General features: G+C 69.8%; 21 protein-coding genes and 4 pseudogenes. 11 read left to right on the forward strand and 14 right to left on the reverse strand.

Annotated features, from left to right (window positions below; genetic code table 11):
* Positions 1-28: 28 nt before the first annotated feature.
* The 5 genes and pseudogenes from ACKTSN_RS04280 to ACKTSN_RS04300 form a co-directional block, all read right to left on the reverse strand.
* Positions 29-673, reverse strand: a pseudogene (locus tag ACKTSN_RS04280) (CaiB/BaiF CoA transferase family protein); the annotation flags it as partial.
* Positions 674-757: 84 nt separating this feature from the next.
* Entirely contained in the window at positions 758-1,213 is a 456-nt protein-coding gene (locus ACKTSN_RS04285; RefSeq protein WP_409467841.1) for a MaoC family dehydratase, read from the reverse strand.
* Complete coding sequence (locus ACKTSN_RS04290) at positions 1,210-2,760, reverse strand: acyl-CoA synthetase (RefSeq protein ID WP_409467842.1); 1,551 nt, start codon at positions 2,758-2,760, stop codon at positions 1,210-1,212. The genes ACKTSN_RS04285 and ACKTSN_RS04290 overlap by 4 nt, the downstream gene beginning before the upstream one ends.
* 16 nt (positions 2,761-2,776) lie before the next feature.
* Entirely contained in the window at positions 2,777-3,676 is a 900-nt protein-coding gene (locus ACKTSN_RS04295) for an amidohydrolase family protein (protein WP_409474737.1), read from the reverse strand.
* Positions 3,677-3,749: 73 nt separating this feature from the next.
* Positions 3,750-4,667, reverse strand: a complete 918-nt coding sequence (locus ACKTSN_RS04300; protein ID WP_409467843.1) for an SDR family NAD(P)-dependent oxidoreductase — start codon at positions 4,665-4,667, stop codon at positions 3,750-3,752.
* A 254-nt stretch (positions 4,668-4,921) separates the two neighbouring features.
* Between ACKTSN_RS04300 and ACKTSN_RS04305 the strand changes: the two genes are divergently transcribed.
* Positions 4,922-5,365, forward strand: a complete 444-nt coding sequence (locus tag ACKTSN_RS04305) for a MarR family winged helix-turn-helix transcriptional regulator (protein WP_409474738.1) — start codon at positions 4,922-4,924, stop codon at positions 5,363-5,365.
* 9 nt (positions 5,366-5,374) lie between these two features.
* Positions 5,375-6,148, forward strand: a complete 774-nt coding sequence (locus ACKTSN_RS04310; RefSeq protein ID WP_409467844.1) for an IclR family transcriptional regulator — start codon at positions 5,375-5,377, stop codon at positions 6,146-6,148.
* Positions 6,149-6,255: 107 nt separating this feature from the next.
* Here ACKTSN_RS04310 and ACKTSN_RS04315 read toward each other — a convergent pair whose 3' ends face one another.
* Positions 6,256-6,405 carry a hypothetical protein gene (locus ACKTSN_RS04315; RefSeq protein ID WP_409467845.1) on the reverse strand — a complete coding sequence of 50 codons (150 nt, stop codon included), beginning with the start codon at positions 6,403-6,405 and terminating at the stop codon, positions 6,256-6,258.
* Between the two features lie 61 nt (positions 6,406-6,466).
* On the opposite strand from ACKTSN_RS04315, the gene ACKTSN_RS04320 reads away from it, so the two are divergent.
* Positions 6,467-6,640 (forward strand): fibronectin type III-like domain-contianing protein, encoded by a 174-nt coding sequence (locus ACKTSN_RS04320; RefSeq protein WP_409467846.1) that lies wholly within the window; start codon positions 6,467-6,469, stop codon positions 6,638-6,640.
* A gap of 73 nt (positions 6,641-6,713) precedes the next feature.
* Here ACKTSN_RS04320 and ACKTSN_RS04325 read toward each other — a convergent pair whose 3' ends face one another.
* Positions 6,714-7,109, reverse strand: coding sequence for a hypothetical protein (locus tag ACKTSN_RS04325; protein ID WP_409467847.1), 396 nt, complete (start codon positions 7,107-7,109; stop codon positions 6,714-6,716).
* A gap of 97 nt (positions 7,110-7,206) precedes the next feature.
* Here ACKTSN_RS04325 and ACKTSN_RS04330 point away from each other — a divergent pair, with 97 nt between their 5' ends.
* The 4 genes from ACKTSN_RS04330 (at position 7,207) to ACKTSN_RS04345 (ending at position 9,939) form a co-directional block, all read left to right on the forward strand.
* A complete protein-coding gene (locus tag ACKTSN_RS04330; protein ID WP_409467848.1) occupies positions 7,207-7,389 on the forward strand; it encodes a hypothetical protein in 183 nt (60 codons plus the stop codon).
* Positions 7,390-7,775: 386 nt separating this feature from the next.
* Complete coding sequence (locus ACKTSN_RS04335; RefSeq protein ID WP_409467849.1) at positions 7,776-8,840, forward strand: Rieske 2Fe-2S domain-containing protein; 1,065 nt, start codon at positions 7,776-7,778, stop codon at positions 8,838-8,840.
* Positions 8,837-9,007 (forward strand): hypothetical protein, encoded by a 171-nt coding sequence (locus tag ACKTSN_RS04340; protein ID WP_409467850.1) that lies wholly within the window; start codon positions 8,837-8,839, stop codon positions 9,005-9,007. The genes ACKTSN_RS04335 and ACKTSN_RS04340 overlap by 4 nt, the downstream gene beginning before the upstream one ends.
* Complete coding sequence (locus tag ACKTSN_RS04345; protein WP_409467851.1) at positions 9,004-9,939, forward strand: PDR/VanB family oxidoreductase; 936 nt, start codon at positions 9,004-9,006, stop codon at positions 9,937-9,939. The genes ACKTSN_RS04340 and ACKTSN_RS04345 overlap by 4 nt, the downstream gene beginning before the upstream one ends.
* A gap of 3 nt (positions 9,940-9,942) precedes the next feature.
* Here ACKTSN_RS04345 and ACKTSN_RS04350 read toward each other — a convergent pair whose 3' ends face one another.
* Positions 9,943-10,356: a MarR family winged helix-turn-helix transcriptional regulator gene (locus ACKTSN_RS04350; RefSeq protein WP_409467852.1), complete on the reverse strand. Its 414-nt coding sequence runs from the start codon at positions 10,354-10,356 to the stop codon at positions 9,943-9,945.
* Between the two features lie 156 nt (positions 10,357-10,512).
* Here ACKTSN_RS04350 and ACKTSN_RS04355 point away from each other — a divergent pair, with 156 nt between their 5' ends.
* Entirely contained in the window at positions 10,513-11,967 is a 1,455-nt protein-coding gene (locus tag ACKTSN_RS04355; protein WP_409467853.1) for an aldehyde dehydrogenase family protein, read from the forward strand.
* A gap of 27 nt (positions 11,968-11,994) precedes the next feature.
* Positions 11,995-13,101 (forward strand): NAD(P)-dependent alcohol dehydrogenase, encoded by a 1,107-nt coding sequence (locus ACKTSN_RS04360; RefSeq protein ID WP_409467854.1) that lies wholly within the window; start codon positions 11,995-11,997, stop codon positions 13,099-13,101.
* Positions 13,102-13,108: 7 nt separating this feature from the next.
* On the opposite strand, the pseudogene ACKTSN_RS04365 reads toward ACKTSN_RS04360, so the two are convergent.
* The 5 genes and pseudogenes from ACKTSN_RS04365 to ACKTSN_RS04385 all read right to left on the reverse strand — a co-directional run.
* Positions 13,109-13,312 (reverse strand): annotated as a pseudogene (locus ACKTSN_RS04365) (ABC transporter ATP-binding protein); the annotation flags it as partial.
* Between the two features lie 2 nt (positions 13,313-13,314).
* Positions 13,315-13,446, reverse strand: a pseudogene (locus tag ACKTSN_RS04370) (CoA-transferase); the annotation flags it as partial.
* Entirely contained in the window at positions 13,446-13,673 is a 228-nt protein-coding gene (locus ACKTSN_RS04375; protein ID WP_431197144.1) for a muconolactone Delta-isomerase family protein, read from the reverse strand. The pseudogene ACKTSN_RS04370 and the gene ACKTSN_RS04375, both read right to left, overlap by 1 nt.
* Complete coding sequence (locus tag ACKTSN_RS04380) at positions 13,627-13,878, reverse strand: hypothetical protein (protein WP_431197145.1); 252 nt, start codon at positions 13,876-13,878, stop codon at positions 13,627-13,629. The genes ACKTSN_RS04375 and ACKTSN_RS04380 overlap by 47 nt, the downstream gene beginning before the upstream one ends.
* Positions 13,879-13,888: 10 nt before the next feature.
* The gene (locus tag ACKTSN_RS04385; protein WP_409467855.1) at positions 13,889-14,398 is read right to left on the reverse strand and encodes a hypothetical protein; all 510 of its coding nucleotides are present in this window, start codon (positions 14,396-14,398) and stop codon (positions 13,889-13,891) included.
* Between the two features lie 157 nt (positions 14,399-14,555).
* Between ACKTSN_RS04385 and ACKTSN_RS04390 the strand changes: the two genes are divergently transcribed.
* A complete protein-coding gene (locus tag ACKTSN_RS04390) occupies positions 14,556-15,818 on the forward strand; it encodes an IS701 family transposase (RefSeq protein ID WP_409467247.1) in 1,263 nt (420 codons plus the stop codon).
* 138 nt (positions 15,819-15,956) lie between these two features.
* On the opposite strand, the gene ACKTSN_RS04395 is transcribed toward ACKTSN_RS04390, so the two are convergent.
* Positions 15,957-17,636, reverse strand: a complete 1,680-nt coding sequence (locus tag ACKTSN_RS04395; RefSeq protein WP_409467856.1) for an ISAzo13 family transposase — start codon at positions 17,634-17,636, stop codon at positions 15,957-15,959.
* Positions 17,637-17,758: 122 nt separating this feature from the next.
* Between ACKTSN_RS04395 and ACKTSN_RS04400 the strand changes: the two are divergent.
* A pseudogene (locus ACKTSN_RS04400) lies at positions 17,759-17,896 on the forward strand (IS5/IS1182 family transposase); the annotation flags it as partial.

Below are 17,896 nucleotides of genomic sequence, written 5' to 3' on the forward strand. Positions count from 1 at the left end.
CGGCCCGCCGACTTCCACCTTGGCATTAGGCGGGCTGGCCCATCCACTCGGCCAGCGCCTCGAACAGGGAGACCTCCACGGCCCGTGCCACGCCCGTGGTCGCGCGGGTGAACAGGGCGGTGAGGATGCCCGAGTAGGCGTACATCCCGGCGGCGACGTCGGCGACGGAGATCCCCGCCCGAGCGGATCCGTGCTCGTTGCCGGTCAGCGACACCAGGCCCGTCTGGCACTGCATGAGCAGGTCGTACGCCTTGCGGTCGGCCCAGGGCCCGGTGGAGCCGTAGCCGGTGATGGAGCGCGGGATCAGCGACGGGAAGCGCTCGGCGAGGGCCTCCCTGCCCAGGCCCGCCCTGGCGGCCGCGCCGGGCGCGAGGTTCTGCACGAACACGTCCGCTCCGCCGAGGAGTTGGTCCAGCACCCGCCTCCCCCGGTCCGACTTCAGGTCGAGGGAGAGGGACTCCTTGGAGCGGTTGAGCCAGACGAAATAGCTGGACTCGCCGTGCACGGTGGTGTCGTACCGGCGGGCGAAGTCGCCGCCGCCCGGGCGCTCCACCTTGATGACCCGGGCGCCGAGGTCGGCGAGCTGACGGGTGGCGAAGGGGGCGGCCACCGCCTGCTCGACGCTGACGACGGTGATGCCGGACAGCGGTGGGTCTGCGGGGTGCTCGGTCATACGGCGGCCTCCAGGAGCGGGTGTACCCCGACGGTATTACCCGCCCCGGATCACGCGCCGCGCCAGATCACGCGGCGTCCAGGCTCACTCGTAGAACCGCGTCACGCTCTGCAGCACGCACGCCGGCTTCGCGCCGCCCTCGATCTCGATCGTGCCGTCGACGGTGATCTGCGCGCCGCCGGGGACGTCGTCGACGGCGGCGAGCCGTGCGACGAGGCGGATGCGCGAACCGGCCGGCACGGGTGCGGGAAAACGGACCTTGTTCAGACCGTAGTTGACCTTGGTGGTGACGCCCTCGACGTCGAGCAGCTCGGTGAACAGCGGGATGAACAGCGACAGCGTGAGGTAGCCGTGGGCGATCGGGCCGCCGAAGGGGCCCTGCTCGGCACGCTCGGGGTCGGTGTGGATCCACTGGTGGTCACCCGTCGCGTCGGCGAAGCCGTTGATGCGCTCCTGCGAGACCGTGATCCACTCACTGGTGCCGAGGTCGCTCCCGGCGAGCTTCCTCATTTCGTCCAGGTCGCTGACGGTGATGTTCATGAAGGGTTCCTTTCGCTGGTACCGGACTGCCGGTCCGCCCCGAAGCGGGCGCGGACTCGGGATTTGAGGAGCTTCCCCGAGGCGGTGCGCGGCAGGGTCTCGGCCACCACGACGGATTTGGGGATCTTGTACTTGGCGAGGCGCCCGCCCAGGAACGCGATCACCTCGTCGGTGTCGAGCCGTGCGCCCTCCCGGGCCACGACGACCGCGCGGGGCACCTCTCCCCACTTGTCGTCGGGTATGCCGATGACCGCGCACTCCAAGACATCGGGGTGGGTGAGCAGGACGTCCTCGACCTCCGCCGGGTAGACGTTCTCGCCGCCCGAGATGATCATGTCCTTGAGCCGGTCGACGATCGTGACGAAGCCGTCCTCGTCGACCCGCGCTATGTCCCCGCTGCGGAACCATCCGTCGGCGAAGGCCGCGGCGGTCTCCTCCGGAAGGCCCCAGTAGCCGACCATGACATTGGGCCCGCGCACCAGCACCTCGCCGGGCTCGCCGACCGCGACGGGCGACAGGTCGGGGCCGGCCACGCGGACGTCGGTGAAGAAGTGTGGGACGCCCGCGGAACCGGCTTTGCTCACCGCGTGCTCGACGTCCAGGAAGAGCGTGCCGGGGGCGGCCTCGGTCATGCCGTACCCCTGCTGGAAGTTGAGGCCCCGGGACTGGTACGTCGCGATCAGTGAGGTGGGGACGGGGGCGCCGCCGCAGGTCAGTTGTCGTACGGAGGACAGGTCGGCGTCGGCCCAGCCGGGCTGGCGGGCGATCTGGTCGAACATCGCGGGCACCCCGAACATGAAGGTGATCCGGTGCCGTTCGATCAGGTCGAGGGTTCCGGCCGGGTCGAAAGCGCCGACCAGCACGCAGCTGCCGCCCTTGAGGAGCACGGGCAGGGTCAGCATGTTGAGGCCGGCCGTGTGGAACAGGGGCGCGGAGACGAGCGCGGTCTCGTCGGCGGCCAGCTCCTGGTCGACAAGGACGTTGATCGCGTTCCAGGTGAGGTTTCCGTGGGTGAGCATCGCGCCCTTGGCGCGGCCGGTGGTCCCCGAGGTGTACATGATCATGCAGAGGTCGTCGGAGCCGACCGGTTCGTCGATCGGGTCGTCCGGGGCTGCGGCCAGCAGTTGCTCGTAGGCGGCGTCGAGTGGGACGCGGTGTTCGACGGTCGGCCGGGCGGCCCGGCCGCCTTCGCCTCCGTTGTCAGTGGCGTCGTACAGACTGGGGGCATGGATCAGGACGCGCGCTCCCGAATCGGTGAGCTGGTGGTCGATCTCGGGTGCGGCCAGGCGCGTGTTGAGGGGGACGAAGACGGCACCGAGGAGGCCGGTGGCGAACAGAGTCTCCAGGAAGGAGGGGTGATTGGGGCCGAGATAGGCGACACGGTCGCCACGGCGGATCCCGGCCGCGCGCAGGGCATGCGCGAGCCGGTTGGTGCGCTGGTGCAGACTCAGATAGCTGAGGGTCTGCTGCTCGTGGATCAGGGCGGTGCGATGGGGGGTCTTGCGGGCACGGCGTGCGGGCCAGGACCCGATTCCCTCGTTGCGCATGGGGTGGTGCCCCCTTTCACGTACCTGAAGAGCCGGTGGCGTCGGTCGCGGTGAGTCCGAGGAGACGGGCGGCGTTGTCCTTGAGGATCCTGGGTCGGACGTCGTCCTTGATGGCCAGCTTGTCGAAGTCGGCGAGCCAGCGGTCGGGAGTCAGGACGGGGTAGTCGGAGCCGAAGAGGACCTTGTCCTTCAGCAGGGAGTTGGCGTACTGGACGAGCTGCGGCGGGAAGTACTTCGGCGACCAGCCGGACAGATCGATGTGGACGCCCGGCTTGTGCGTGGCGACGGCCAGGGCCTCGTCCTGCCAGGGGAAGGAGGGATGAGCGAGGATGATCTTCAGATGGGGGAAGTCGGCGGCGACGTCGTCGACGTGCAGGGGGTTGGAGTACTTCAGGCGAATACCGCCGCCGCCGGGGACGCCCGCGCCGATACCGGTCTGGCCGGTGTGGAACAGCGCGATGGTGCCAGTCTCCTCGATCACCTCGTACAGGGCGTAGGCGATCTCCCGCTCGTTGGGGAAGAAGCCCTGGATGCTGGGGTGGAACTTGAAGCCCTTCACGCCGTACTCCTCGACGAGGCGGCGGGCCTGCCTGACGCCGGCTTTGCCGCGGAAGGGGTCGATCGAGGCGAACGGGATCAGCACGTCCGGGTTGGCGGCGGCGGCCTCGGCGACCTCCTCGTTGGGCACGGGCTCCGTGCCGGTGGCGTGCTCGGCATCGACGGTGAATACGACGGCGGCCATCTTCCGCTCGCGGTAGTACGCGGCGGTCTCCTCCAGGGTCGGTTTCCGTTTGCCCTCGACCTTGAAGTAGGTGCTCGAAGCGTCGTGCAGTTCGTCGTCCAGTGACGAGATGCCCTTCGAGGAGACCTCGGCGTGGGTGTGGACGTCGATGGCGACCAGGTCGTCGACGTTCATGGCGGTGGTCATGGGCGGCCCTCGCGGCGGTGCGGACGAGTGGCGGTGGTGCGGCTCATGGCGCTCATGTCCCTCAGCCTTCGGGGAACTTGGGCGCCGGGATACCGAACGTCTGCGGCTCGCGGCCGACCGAGGTGTGCCAGACGTCGGCGATCGTCTCGGGGCGCCAGCCGCCGTCGGCGTAGGCGACGGCGGTCTCCTGCGGGTGCGACCACAGGGCGAGCTTGTCGCCACCGATGCCGATGCACTGGCCGGTCACGTCCGCGGCGGCAGCCGAGGCGAGGAACGGGACGAGCGCGGCGCAGTCCTCGGCGCTGCCGAAGCCCTCACCCTTGCGCAGGAAATCCGGCAGGACCTCACCGCGCCGCATGGCCTCGACGTACGGGGCGAAGGCGGGAATCGTCTCGGTCATCGCGGTCGCCGCCACCGGGACGATCACGTTGACCGTGATGCCGGCGCGGGCGAGCTCCATGGACCAGGTGCGGGTCATGGCGGCGATCCCGGCCTTGGCGGCCGCGTAGTTGGTCTGGCCGAAGTTGCCGCGCTGACCGGCGGGCGAGCCGACCAGGATCAGTCGGCCGCCCTCGCCCTGCTCGCGCATCCGTACCGCGGCGGCGCGGGCGCAGGTGAAGGTGCCCTTCAGATGAACGCCAACGACGGTGTCGAAGTCGTCGTCGGTCATCTTCCACAGCACCTTGTCCCGCAGCACGCCGGCGTTGGTGACCATGATGTCCAGCCGTCCGTATGCGTCGACGGCCCGGGCGACCAGCCGGTCGGCGGCCTCGGTCGGGCCCACCGCGACGGCCTCGGCGACGGCCCGGCCGCCGGCCTCCGCTATGGACTTGGCGGCCTGCTCGGCGACGGCCTCGTCCACGTCGTTGACGACGACGGACGCGCCCACGGCGGCCAGGGCGTGTGCGTAGGCCAGGCCGAGGCCCCGGCCGCTGCCGGTGACGACGGCGACCTTGCCGGTGAGATCGATGCTGGGCACAGGGGTCCCTTCCGAAGGAGGTACGACGACGCGTCACAAGAAAGTGCGGCTACGACGTTCGCAGGGAAGTGCGGCTACGAGATCGAAGCTAAGAGCAATAATTGTTGACGTCAATAGTTGTTGCCGTCCTTCGGGTGCGTCAGACTGGGACCAGTACACGCAACCGCCCCGCCGGGGCCTCGACCAGGGAGCCCGCCATCGCCCGCCAGCAGCACGCCACGAACACCGCCCCGATCGACGCGAACGAGCCCTGGATGCGCGGACTGCACGCGGACACCGGCTATCTGCTGTACCGGCTCGGCCTGCGCTCCGGGCAACTCTTCAACGGCTTCCTCCAGGAGTCGGGCCTGCGGCTGCGCCATTACGCGCTGCTGCGCTTCCTCGCCACGACCGGTGGCGCGCTCCAGCGTGAGCTGAGCACCCGCCTCGGCTACGACCCCAGCGCGATCGTCGGTCTCGTCGACGACCTGGAACGCGCCGGGTTCGTGGAGCGCCGCCCCTCCCCGGACGACCGTCGCAGCCGCATCGTGGTGCTCACCGAGATGGGCCGCGCCTTCCTGCGTGACACCGACGAGGCCGGACAGCGTGTGACGAACGATCTCCTCCAGCCGCTGGAGCCGGCCGAGCGGGAGACGCTGCACGACCTGTTGCTGCGTATCGCGGAGCCGGGGCTGTTCCGAGGGTTCACGGAGAGGTGACGCTGCAGGATGACCACCCCACGCTCGGCGCCGGACCGGCTTCTGGCGGTGCTCGGCACCTTCGACCACGAACACCCTGCGCTGTCCCTGACGGACATCAGCCGCCGGGCGGGGCTGTCCCTCACCACCGCGCACCGGTTGGTCGGGGCGCTGACGGCGTGGGGTGCACTGGAGCGTGATCCGTCCGGCCTCTACCACATAGGGCTGCGGCTGTGGGAGGTGTCGGCGCTCGCACCCCGCGGTCTCGCCCTGCGCCAGGTCGCCCTGCCCTTTCTGGAGGACCTGTACGAAGCCACCCATGAGAACGTCGCGTTGGCCGTGCGCGACGGCACGGAGGTCGTCTACATCGAGTGGATCTCCGCCCGTACGGCGATCGGCGTCCGCATCCAGGTGGGTGCCCGCTGGCCGCTGCACGCCACCGGGGTCGGCCTCGCGCTGCTCGCCCACACCGAACCGGAGTTCCAGGCCGCGTACTGCACCGAACCGCTCACCGCATACACCGAGCACACCATCACCGACCCGGGCCGGCTGCGCCGGGCCCTCGCCGAAGTGCGCCGGGCCGGCTGCGCCGTGAGCAGCCGTCAGGTCACCGACGACGCCCTGTCCGTGGCCGCGCCCGTGCGGGGTGCCGGGGGGGCGGTCGTCGCGGCCGCCTCCGTCGTCGTGCCCGTCCGGGACACGCAGATCCCCGCGTTGGTCCCGGCCGTACGGCTGGCAGCGCGCGGTATCTCCCGCGCGCTGGGCTGGCAGCCGCGGCCGGGGCCCGAAAGGGCTTCCGTCTGACGGAAGCCCCGTTGCCGACGCGGGCAGCCTTCACGAGTACCGCTTCTGCGGGGTCGAACGCCGGCGGCCCGATGGCGGCACCCTCAATCCCGGGGGCCTGACCTCGTTCAAACCTCCATCTGCGCCCGGGACCAGTAGATCGGGTAGATCTCGGGCTTGGAGCCGACGCTGCCGAAGAAGTCGTCAGCGGGGCCGGCGTAGTTCTCGAAGAACCTGTTCCGCTCGACGTAGTCGACGATGTCCGCGTCCCACGCCAAGGCCTGCTCACTTCGACCCCGAGCGTGACGCCCTGCACCCCGACCGCACCTGCCCACCCGGGTGGACACCCCCGCCAAGACCCTCGCCGGATTCGCCCGCGTCAGCCTCGCGCCGGGCGAGCGCACCACCGCCAAGGTCGAGATCAGCCGCCGCACCCTCTCCTACTGGGACGAAGCCAAGAACCACTGGGTCACCCCCACCGGCAAGGTCGCACCTGCCGCATCGCCCCACTGACGAACGAGGTGCACTCGCCCGCGCCCACGGTGACCGGCCGGCAGCCGACAGGTACAGGCCGATGTCGGTTGCCTCACGGTAGTTGCCGAAGGGGGCAGCCCACTGCGCGCCTTCCCAGTAATCCTTGCCCCTGGCGGTCGAGGCCGGCCAGCCGCGGCCGGATCGACTGAGAAGGGGTGAGCAGCAGCCCGTGAGGCAGGAACCGCCCGGTGGCTACCTCGCCCTCTTCGTCGTACTCGTCGATGTCGAGCTGCTGCACCCCGCCGGCCATCGCCCAGAGGGCAACCAGCTCGGGCGGGAAGCCGTACCCGCAGTAATGCCTGAGGTGGCCATCTGCTTCCTCAATCTCCGCCTCGGTGGCCGGCGGCAGAATCGAAGCGTGCGAGGTAGGGGCGTGCACGCGCAGCCATTCGGTCAACTGCTGCCACGCGGCGGTGACTCGCTCGGCCTCATCATTTCGTTCAGACATTCGCCCACAGTAAGGGGAACAGAATGTATCGCACCGTCGGCCTGTGGGCCGCGGGCATGGCCGTGTTCTGTCTCGTCGTGATGGCGGCGATGTGGGCATGTCCCCGGGCCCGGCCGCCCCTCCGTCGGGGCCGCCCGCGGACTGCGGGAAGGTCGTGGTCGACGTGCTCAAGGACCGGACCCACGCCAGGGAGGTCGGCCGGTTCGAGGACTACGCGATCCCGGCCGAGTGCACGGACGAAGCCGAATCCGCCGGGCTCCAGCCGTCGCTTCGTCGATGAGGAAGCCGCGGACCGGGCGCGGCGCCCCACGGCGACTATGCCGCGGCAGGGGCCGTCTTGATCCCCCAGAGGAGCGATCCTGGCAGAAGCGGCCATCGTACTGATTGGAGCCTGCCTGCACAGAGGGAACACACTTGCGACCGAGCCGCGAGTGGATGCGTTCGTCGTAGCCGTCTGCGACCACCCGGGTGTGAATCGAAGGGCAGCGCACTCCCTTTTCCGCGCGGGTGACCACCAACTGACACAACGGCCTTCTGACCAGCTACTTTACGGAAGCCCTTCCGCCTGACAGAAGCCGCCTTGCGCGGCGGCCGCAGCCGTCACGACCCTGAGTCCAACCACGGCTCGCGGGGCGACGGCGCCCCGCTCTCAGGGACGGGAACGCTATGCCTCACATGACCGCCTTCGCCAGGAACCAGTGGTACGTCACCGCCTACGCGCACGAGGTGAGCCGCGAACTCCTCGGCCGGACCATCCTCGGCGAGCCACTCGTCCTCTACCGCACCGAGGAGGACGGCAGCCCCGTCGCGCTCGCCGACCGCTGCGTGCACCGCCGCTACCCGCTGTCCGAGAGCCGGCTCGACGGCGACCGGATCGTGTGCGGCTACCACGGCTTCACGTACGACACGACGGGCACGTGCGTGTACGTGCCGGGCCAGAAGCGCATCCCGCGCACCGCCCGTGTTGCCGCCTACCCGGTGGTCGAGCAGGACGCGCTGATCTGGGTGTGGATCGGCGACCCGGCGCTGGCCGATCCGCAGCGGATCCCGCGGGCGCCGCACCTGGCCGACCCCGCGATGACGACGGTCACGGGCATGGAACCCATCGACTGCGACTACGGCCTGCTGGTCGACAACCTCATGGACCTGTCCCACGAGACCTATCTGCACGGCGGCTACATCGGCACCCCCGAGGTCGCCGAGACCCCCATCACCACCGAGGTCGACGAGGGCGCGGGCATCGTGCGGGTGAGCCGGCACATGGACGACGCGGAGTGCCCGCCGTTCTACGCCCGTTCGACCGGGATCCAGGGCCGGATCACGCGGTGGCAGGACATCGAATACCACGCGCCCTGTCTGTATCTGCTGCACAGCCGCATCGCCCCGGTCGGCGTGGTGCCCGAGGCGGACGGCAGCGACCCGAACGGTTTCCACACCGAGATCACCTACGCCATCACGCCCTCGGGCCCCGGCAAGGTGTACGACTTCTGGGCGGTCTCCCGGGACTTCGCGACCGACGACGAGGAAGTCACCACGTTCCTGCGGGACTTCAACCACACCGTGGTCATGCAGGACGTCGACGCGCTGAACCTGCTGCAGCGTGCCCTGGGCTCCGAGCCGGCCGGCTACCAGGAGCTCAGCATCAACATCGACACGGGCGGTCTGGCCGCGCGCCGCATCCTCGCCCGTCTGGTCGGGGAGGGGGACAAGCCCTTGGAGAGGGTCCAGTGAGCACACCGACCGGCGAGATCTACCGCATCGACTGGCTGCCGGGCACCGACCTGCTGCACGGCACCTGTCACTGCGGTGCCGAGCACACCGCCCAGGACCCGGTCGAGATGTGGGAGTGGATGCTCGCCCACCCCCGAGGACACGAATCGCGAGGAAGCAGTTCATGAGCGCGTACGAAGCCGAACTCGTCGTCGATGGCCGGGAGTCCGTGGCCGACGGCGTGCTCGCCCTCACTCTCCGGCATCCGCTGGGCGAGGAACTGCCTGCCTGGGAGCCGGGCGCCCATATCGACGTGGTGCTCGGGCCGGACCTGGAACGGCAGTACTCGCTGTGCGGGGACCCGGCGGAGCGACACGCGTGGCGAATCGCCGTGCTGCGCGAGATCGACGGGCGGGGCGGATCTGCGTATGTGCACGCGGAGTTGAGGCGGGGCGACAAGGTTCGGGTGCGCGGGCCGCGCAACCACTTCGCCCTCGAACCGACTCCCCGGTACCGCTTCGTCGCGGGCGGCATCGGCATCACGCCGATCCTGCCGATGCTGGCCGCGGCCGAGGCGGCGGGCGCGGAGTGGACCCTGCTGTACGGGGGACGTACGCGCAACTCGATGGCGTTCACCGAGGAGTTGGGCCGCTACGGGGACAGGGTCACGATCGCTCCGCAGGACGAGACCGGGCTGCTCGACCTGGCCCCGGTTCTCGACGGCCTCCCCGACGGCACGCTCGTCTACTGCTGCGGGCCCGGGCCGCTGCTGGACGCGGTGGAGGCGAGCTGCCCCGGGGGCGTGTTGCGCGTGGAGCGGTTCCGGCCCAGGGAGCAGGAGACCGGGCCGGACGGCGAGTTCGAGGTGGTGCTGGAGCGCACCGGCCGCACCCTCACCGTCTTCCCGGGCGTCTCCGTGCTCGACACCGTGCGGGCCGCGGGCGTCGAGGTGCTCTACTCCTGCACCGAGGGAACCTGCGGGACCTGTGAGACGGACGTTCTCGACGGCACGCCGGACCACCGCGACTCGGTGCTCACGGACGAGGAGCGAGCGGCCGGCGAGACGATGATGATCTGTGTGTCCCGCTGCCGGGGAGCGCGGCTGGTGCTGGACCTCTGACGGTCACACCAGGGCATGCCAGGCCCTGGAGACGGCGGTGCGGAACCCGTCCACCTCCTGGGCCGAGAACTCCCGGAGCATCCGCTCCTCGAGCAGGGCGACCGCCTCGGCGTGGTCGTCCAGCAGGGCGCGGCCCTCGTCCGTGAGCAGGATGAGCAGTTCACGGCGGTTGTGCGGGTTGCGCTCGCGGCGGATGAGTCCTCGGGCCTGCAGGGTGCGCACCAGGTCGGCCATGGACTGGGCGGTCACGAACGAGGCGCGGGCGAGCTGGGCGGAGGTCAGCCCGTCGTGCCGCTCGAGGACCGTGAGGGCCGTGTACTGAAGTGCCGTGATACCGGCCGGTTTCAGCAGCTCGTCGAGGCGCGAGCGGATGACCAGCTCGAGCCGCTTGACCAGGTAGAGCAGGGAAGGGGACATGGATCCAGCCTAGGCCATTGACAGGAAACCTGATCGTTACGAGACTGCGCATTATCAGGATTCCTGATGGATTCCTAGTTGATTCCTGATGGACCACGGTGGCGACGGGATGTCCCCGCGTATCCGTCGCCCCGCACAGAGAGGACTCGGCAAGCCATGAGTACCCAGGAGATCGAGGACGGCCTGCTGTTCATCGGCGGCCGGTGGCGCGAGGCCGCGGGCGGCGCCCGTAGGGAGGTCGTCGACCCGTCCACCGGCCGGGCTGTCGGTACCGTGGCGGAGGCGGATGCCACCGACGTCGACGCGGCCGTCGCGGCCGCCCGTGAGGCGTTCGAGACCGGCCCCTGGGCCGCGACCAGCGGACGGGAGCGCGCCAGGATTCTGTACCGGGTCGCCGGCCTGATCCGGGATAACGCGGACGAACTCCTGCGGCTGGAGAGCCTCGACGTCGGCAAGCCGGTCGCCCTGTGTCGGCCCGTCGACGTCATGACCGCCGTCGAGCAGTACGAGTACTGCGCCGGACTGGCGCAGACCCTCGACGGCGCCACCCGCGACACGCCGCTCAACGCCTTCGCCTACACCCGCCGGGAGCCGCTCGGCGTGGTGGCGGCGATCACGCCGTTCAACTTCCCGCTGATCCTGTCCAGTACGAAGATCGCGCCCGCCCTGGCGGCCGGGAACACGGTGGTGCACAAGCCCGCGGAGGACACCCCGCTCAGCGCTCTGTTCATGGCACGGCTGCTCCAGCAGGCGGGAGTTCCGGACGGGGTCCTCAACGTGGTCACCGGTTCGGGCCGGGTGGCGGGCGAGGCCCTGCTCGATCACCCGGGCGTCGACAAGATCGCCTTCACCGGGTCGACGGGCGTCGGCCGCCATGCCGCCGCCGTCGCCGGCCATGCCCTCAAGCCGGTCACCATGGAACTCGGCGGCAACGCCGCCCACATCGTGTTCGAGGACGCCGACGTGGAGAAGGCGATCGGCGCGATCATCAAGGGATTCGTCTTCAACACCGGCCAGTTCTGCATGGGCGGGCCGCGGCTGCTGGTCGCCCGGCCCCTGTACGACACGATCCTCGGCGCCCTGGCCCAGGCCGTGCCCGGCATCCTGGTGGGCGATCCGCGCGACCCGGCCACCGTCGTCGGCCCCATGGCCGCCGCCCGGCATCTCGAGAAGGTCGAGGAGTACGTCGCCCTCGCCCGCAAGGAGGGCGGCCGCGTCGTCTGCGGTGGCGAACCCCTGGACCTGAACGGCGGCTACTACTACCGGCCCACCGTCATCGCCGACCTGGCCCCCGACTCCCGTGTCGTGCAGGAGGAGATCTTCGGCCCGGTCCTGACCGTCCAGCCCTTCGACACCGAGGACGAGGCGGTAGCCCTGGCCAACAGCACCGTCTACGGACTGGCCGCCGGCATCCAGACCACCAACCTGGCCCGCGCCCACCGGGTCGCTGACCGCCTCCAGGCCGGCATCGTCTGGATCAACGACTGGGCGATGCTCGACCCGGCCGTGCCCTTCGGCGGCGTCAAGGACTCCGGGTACGGGCGCGAGTACGGCCCCGAAGCCCTCGCCTCCTACACCAGGACCAAGTCCGTCGTCGTCTCACTCGACTGAGCTGCATCCCCGCCAAGGAGTCACCCCATGGGCATCACCACTCAGGCAGCCGTCGTCGAGAACGGCGGCGCGCCCTTCACCCTCAGCGACATCCGTCTCGACGAACCGCGCCCCGGCGAGGTCCTGGTCAAGATGGCGGCCGCCGGCCTGTGCCACACCGACCTCGGTGTCGCGAGCGGCGCCCTGCCCTTCCCGCTGCCGGGCGTCCTCGGCCACGAGGGCGCCGGCGTCGTGAAAGCGGTGGGGCCGGGCATCACCCGGGTCTCACCGGGTGATCACGTCCTGCTGTCCTTCACCTCGTGCGGCGACTGCCGCAACTGCCTCGACGGCCACCCCGCCTACTGCGCCACCTGGCTGCAACGCAATCTCATCGGCGGTCGGCGCCCCGACGGCACCAGCACCCTCAGCCGCGACGGCGAGCCGGTCGGCGGCCACTTCTTCGGCCAGTCCTCCTTCGCCCGACATGCCCTGGTGAGCGAGCGCAGTCTCGTCAAGGTCGACGCGGAGGCAGCGCCGGCGACGGTGGCGCCGTTGGGCTGCGGGGTCCAGACCGGCGTGGGAGCGGTCTGGAACGTCCTCGCACCGCGCGTGGGTGACACCGTCGTGGTGCTCGGCGTCGGCGCCGTGGGCCTGTCGGCGGTGATGGCGGCGGCCCTCACCCCGGCGACGACGATCATCGCCGTCGACCGGGTGGCCGAGCGACTGCAGCTGGCCCGTGACCTGGGCGCCACCCACACCGTCCACGCCGGCGAGACCGACACCGCCGAGGCCGTCACCGACATCACCGGCGGGCAGGGAGCCGACGGGATCGTGGAGACCACGGGCAATGTGCGGGTGGCCCGCACGGGCACCGAGGTGCTCGCCCCGCGCGGAACGCTCGTCCTCGTCGGCGCACCCCCGTTCGGGACCGACATGGCCCTCGACGTGAACGGCATGCTGCCCGGCAGGCATGTCGTCGGGCTGACGCTCGGCGACAACGAGACACAGACCGTCCTCCCCGCCCTGGTCCGGCTGGTGCGCGACGGCCGCCTGCCCGTGCACCGGCTGATCACGCAGTACGCCTTCGAGGACATCGACCAGGCCAGGCAGGACATGATCGCCGGCATGACGATCAAGCCGGTCCTGCTGTTCTGACCGCTCCCTACGCCGCCGCAGCGTCCGCCGGCACCTGAGCCGCCCGCTCCTCGAACTGCGTCCGGTACAGCTCCGCGTACCGCTCCCCGGCTGCCAACAGCCCCTCGTGCGTGCCCCGCTCCACGATGCGCCCCGCTTCCAGGACCAGGATCAGGTCGGCGGTGCGCACCGTGGACAGGCGGTGGGCGATGACGATGGTGGTGCGGCCCTGATCACCCCGCGCTCGTACAACGCCTGGATGAGCACGTTCGGCACGCCGCTGAGCCCGAAACCGCCCACCGCCAGCGAGGCATCATCCGGTATGTCGGCCACCGCCTTGAGGGCGGTGGCCACGGTCTTGTCCATCAGGCCACTTCCTCGCCGACCAAGAGGTCGGACGGGTGCTGGGCCAGGGGTGTGACCTCGATGCTCATGTACGGGAAGAGTGGCAGGTTCCACAGAATCCGGTGCAGCGCCTCGTTATCGGCGACGTCGAAGACGCTGATGTTGGCGTACTGGCCGACGCACCGCCAGATGTGCACCCACTCACCGGACTTCCGCAGTTCCTGGCAGTAGGCCTTCTCCCGGGCCACCAGGTCCGCGGCGCCACGCGTGCCACCCGGCAGCGGCGATCAGCTTGCCGCAGGAGCCGTCCGTCGGGATCTGGTAGGGGGCCGGCTCGACGGTGCAGATACGGAAGGTGCCCTTCTCGTCGGCGGTGACCTTGCCACGCAGGTTCCACTCCGGGATGGCCGGGGCGAACTGCGCGTACAGGCCGTCGTCGCTGTCGTGATCCACTCAACCGACGCTACGACGGGTGTCGGACAGCGAGGTGCTGCTCAACTGCGGTCGCGCTCACCTCCACGGCGTTCAGGAGGTCTCGTTCCAGCTGATGCGGCATGGTGCCGCACCCCAACCCAGCGGCGGCTACCGCGTCGGTCAGCGCGCGCTGTTCTCCTGCGGTCATCTCCGTGGAGCAAGCGGCGTGCGCGAGGACGTCCCGTGCGACGTACCCGTCTCCGAAACGCACCGCGTCGTTCACGAGGCGACGGGCGACCTCGGCTCTACCGGCACGCGGGGAGAGTTCGAGGACGGCCAGCCCGACACGTGTGCGAAAGACGGCCAGCTCTGGTCCGGCGTCGAGGTTCAGGTACTGCGCTGTCATCTCCTCGACCGCACCTGCCGATGCACTTCCGTCGGCCGTGAGGCAGAGCACGGTGAGACACACCGCAACCGGGTGCTCCCAGGCTTCGGTCAGCGTGCTCTCGTCGAGGATCCGTCGGGCCGACTCCGGGTCTCCGCCGAGGCAGCGCGTCACGATTTCCACCTGGCGGCCGTCAAAGAGGCGACGGCCAATTCCCTTGTGCTGCACAGCATGCGCCCGTGCACGTTCCCATTGATTGGCCGCGACTAATAGGGCTTTGTTAGGTACCCCGATTGATCATCGTCAGGTAGATTGTGATGTTCTGTCAGGTGTGACACCTGAGGAGATGGAGACGGTCCGCCCGCGCCTGGAGGCGTTCGCGGCGGAGATGCTCGGTTCGCTGGCGCGTCGGGACCAGCGGGCCAAGGGCGAGCTGTATCTGCGCGGGCTGATGCTGGACGGCAAGCGCAAGTCCATGCAGCCGATGGCCGAGCGCCTGGGCGTGGACCACCAGCAGCTGCAGCAGTTCGTCTCATCGTCCACCTGGGACTACTCCAAGGTCCGTGAGCGGCTGGCCCGTTGGGCTGCCGCGCACATTTCTCCCGAGGCGTACGCGATCGATGATGTCGGCTTCCCCAAGGACGGCTACGACTCACCGGGGGTGGCGCGGATGTACTGCGGCGCCCTGGGTAAGCGCGGCAACTGCCAGGTCGGCGTCAGTGTGAACCTGGTCAGTGACCGTGCGTCATCGGCTGTCGACTGGCGCCTGTTCCTGCCCGAGAGCTGGGACGACACCAAGTACGGCGAGGACGCGCTGATGGCCGAGGCGATCCGGCGCCGCCGCGCCAAGGCGGGAATCCCGGACACCGAGCGGCACCGGGAGAAGTGGCGCCTGGCGCTGGACATGCTCGACGAGGTGCGCGACAACTGGGAGTTGCCCGACCTTCCGGTCGCCGCCGACGCCGGATACGGCGACGCCACCGGCTTTCGCGAGGGCCTGACCGAGCGCGGCCTGACCTACGCGGTCGCGGTCAAAGCCACCACGACCGCGCACCCCGGCAATGCCACACCCCAACGCCCGCCGTACTCCGGGCAGGGCCGCCCTCCCGTGTCCGCCTACCCCCAACCGCACACCACCCTGCGCGCCCTGGCCCTGGCCGTCGGCCGAGCGGCCACCCGCACCGTCACCTGGCGCCAGGGCAGCAAGGCCACCAGACGCAACCCGAACGCCGAGATGCGCTCGCAGTTCCTGGCCCTGCGGGTCCGACCGGCCAACCGCACCATCCGCCGCGCCGCCGACGGCTCCCTGCCCGACTGCTGGCTGCTCGTCGAGTGGCCACCCGACTCCGCCGAGCCAACCGACTACTGGCTCTCGACGCTTCCCGCCGACACCCCACTGCGCGAACTGGTACGAATCGCCAAGATCCGATGGCGAGTTGAGCACGACTACCGCGAGCTCAAGGACGGTCTGGGCCTGGACCACTTCGAGGGCCGCAACTACCTCGGCTGGCACCGCCACGTCACCCTCGCGTCCCTCGCCCAGGCCTTCTGCACCATGCTCAGGCTCGACCCAAAAGCCCCTGCGCCGGCCTGACCCTCTACGCGGTCCTCCGCGAACTCCAGGCCCTCCTGGCCACCTGGACCGGCGCCTGCTCGATATGCGGCCAACCCGCACCAGCACCCGAACCCCACCACAGGACCTAACAAAGCCCTACTAAGGGCCTGCCGGGAATCAACACGCTGATTTGATCTTGATGTTGCCCAGGGTGAGGAATCTGGCGACGTCTGCTGGCGTGCGGAAACGGGCGGTGGAGGCGGGGATGCGGGCGCCGTGGGATTCCAGGAGCGGGCGGACGTCTTTCACTGCACGGCTGATGGTCATGGCAGTGGTGTTGAACAGCTGGCCGAGAAGCTCCTGGGGGGCGAGTTTTCGCAGGTAGAGGATGGTGGCCAGGATCTGGTCGGCGGGGGTGAGTGTGGGTTTGCGGCCTGTGCCGCGGGCGACTCGGCGGGGTCCGCCGCGGGCTGCGTGGCGGGCTTGCTCGCGGCGCTCTTCCAGCCCGGGGATCAAGGTGCGGGTCAGGTCGCTGAGCTGCTGGCGTGTCATGCCGGTCAGGTCAGGGTGCTCCAGTGTGTGGCGGGTGATGAGGGCGCAGGCGTCGGCCGGAGGTCTGTCCTGCCGGGCGGGGTCCGGGTGTGGTGGGTGGCTGGCGGGGTGGAGGGTGTAGTTCCAGTCTCCGTGGAAGCGGTGGCGGGTGATCGGCAGGGCGGCGATGGCCTCGTCGCTGATCTGGATGCCGGTGGGGTACTGACCGCTGTCGAGTTCGGCATGCACGGTCAGGCCGGTCCGGCTGGTGGTCGCGGCGAGGGTTTGGAGCATGACTTCATGGCTGGTCAGGGGCCTGCCGCGCCAGTTCATGGTGATGTGGGAAAACAGCCGGTGCTCGATCTTGTTCCACTTCGACGTGCCGGGCGGTAGGTGACACACAGTGATCTCCAGGTCGGTCTCGCGGGCGAGGTCGGCCAGGTGGGTCTTCCAGCCACGGGTGCGGTAGCCGTTGGAGCCGCCGGCGTCGGCGGTGATCAGCAGCCGGCGAGCCTGGGGGTAGTCGTGCCGGCCGCGGGCCTGCCACCAGCGGCGGATTGAGGCGACGGCGAACGCCGCGGTGTCGTGATCGGTGCCGATACTCACCCAGCCGGTGTTCGCGGCCGTGTCGTAGATCCCGTACGGGATCGCCTTCCCGGCCTGGCCGGGGAAGTCGTGCGTGTCGACCTGAACGGGCTGCTGGGCAGGCCGCCACTCCTGCCCGGCGTTCTTGTAGTTGCCGATCAGTTCCTTCTTCTTGGTGTCCACGCTGATCACTACGTCTCCGGCGTCCCGGTGATCTCGTGCCTGCTCGTTGAGGTAGCGGAACTGGGCGTCCCGGTCCGGGTGCTGGGCGCCTTCGACGGTCTTGGCGTTGGCCTGCAGGCTGAAGCCTTCCTCCCGCAGCAGATTGCCGACCGTGTCGGCGGAGACGCGGTGGCCCTGGCGGGTCAGCTCCGCAGCCAGCTTCCGGGTCGACTTCGTCGTCCAGCGCAGCGGCGACATCGGATCACCCCGCTCGTCGGGCTCGACCAACGCCAGCAGCGCGGGCAGCAGTCCCGGGTCCAGCTCGGTCGCCTTCTTGCGGCCTCCGCCCGCGCGGCGGACCCGGCCCAACGGAGCCTGGCCCAACTCCAGTTCAGCCACCCCGCGCGAGACGGTGCCCTCCTGGACTCCGGCCGCACGGGCGACGAGTCTGATCCCGCCGTGTCCCAGCGACCGAGCCTCCGCCCCTATGGCCAGCCGACGCTGCCGCTCGTCCAGATGCGGCAACAACGTCTTGAACTTCGCAGCCAGGACCGCCTCGGCCCCCTCCGGACTCCCCATACCACAACAACGATCTCCAAAGCTGGAAGCAACGACTTATTTCCTCGCAGGCCCTAAGAATCCCTAACAGAAAGGCGCTTCTCTCCTTGGAATGTGGCATCTGGCGGAGTTTTTGCCTTCATGTGAGAAGAGGTGAGCAGCTGCCGTGGATCGTGTCCGATGAGCTGTGGGCGCGGATCGAGCCGTTGCTTCCGGTCGTGCCGCGCCGCGCGGATCACCCGGGGCGCAGGCGTCTGGACGACCGGAAGGTGCTGTCGGGC

It is taken from the genome of Streptomyces flavusporus, assembly GCF_046267975.1.
Lineage (GTDB): Bacteria > Actinomycetota > Actinomycetes > Streptomycetales > Streptomycetaceae > Streptomyces > Streptomyces flavusporus.

Bases quoted from the DNA above. Each gene is read 5' to 3' on its own strand.
- ACKTSN_RS04305 (WP_409474738.1), top strand. From the start codon at position 4,922: ATGCGCGGACTGCACGCGGACACCGGCTATCTGCTGTACCGGCTCGGC.
- ACKTSN_RS04290 (WP_409467842.1), bottom strand. From the start codon at position 2,760: ATGCGCAACGAGGGAATCGGGTCCTGGCCCGCACGCCGTGCCCGCAAG.
- ACKTSN_RS04310 (WP_409467844.1), top strand. From the start codon at position 5,375: ATGACCACCCCACGCTCGGCGCCGGACCGGCTTCTGGCGGTGCTCGGC.
- ACKTSN_RS04395 (WP_409467856.1), bottom strand. From the start codon at position 17,636: ATGGGGAGTCCGGAGGGGGCCGAGGCGGTCCTGGCTGCGAAGTTCAAG.
- ACKTSN_RS04355 (WP_409467853.1), top strand. From the start codon at position 10,513: ATGAGTACCCAGGAGATCGAGGACGGCCTGCTGTTCATCGGCGGCCGG.
- ACKTSN_RS04295 (WP_409474737.1), bottom strand. From the start codon at position 3,676: ATGAACGTCGACGACCTGGTCGCCATCGACGTCCACACCCACGCCGAG.
- ACKTSN_RS04345 (WP_409467851.1), top strand. From the start codon at position 9,004: ATGAGCGCGTACGAAGCCGAACTCGTCGTCGATGGCCGGGAGTCCGTG.
- ACKTSN_RS04335 (WP_409467849.1), top strand. From the start codon at position 7,776: ATGCCTCACATGACCGCCTTCGCCAGGAACCAGTGGTACGTCACCGCC.
- ACKTSN_RS04330 (WP_409467848.1), top strand. From the start codon at position 7,207: ATGTCCCCGGGCCCGGCCGCCCCTCCGTCGGGGCCGCCCGCGGACTGC.
- ACKTSN_RS04360 (WP_409467854.1), top strand. From the start codon at position 11,995: ATGGGCATCACCACTCAGGCAGCCGTCGTCGAGAACGGCGGCGCGCCC.
- ACKTSN_RS04350 (WP_409467852.1), bottom strand. From the start codon at position 10,356: ATGTCCCCTTCCCTGCTCTACCTGGTCAAGCGGCTCGAGCTGGTCATC.
- ACKTSN_RS04325 (WP_409467847.1), bottom strand. From the start codon at position 7,109: ATGTCTGAACGAAATGATGAGGCCGAGCGAGTCACCGCCGCGTGGCAG.
- ACKTSN_RS04285 (WP_409467841.1), bottom strand. From the start codon at position 1,213: ATGAACATCACCGTCAGCGACCTGGACGAAATGAGGAAGCTCGCCGGG.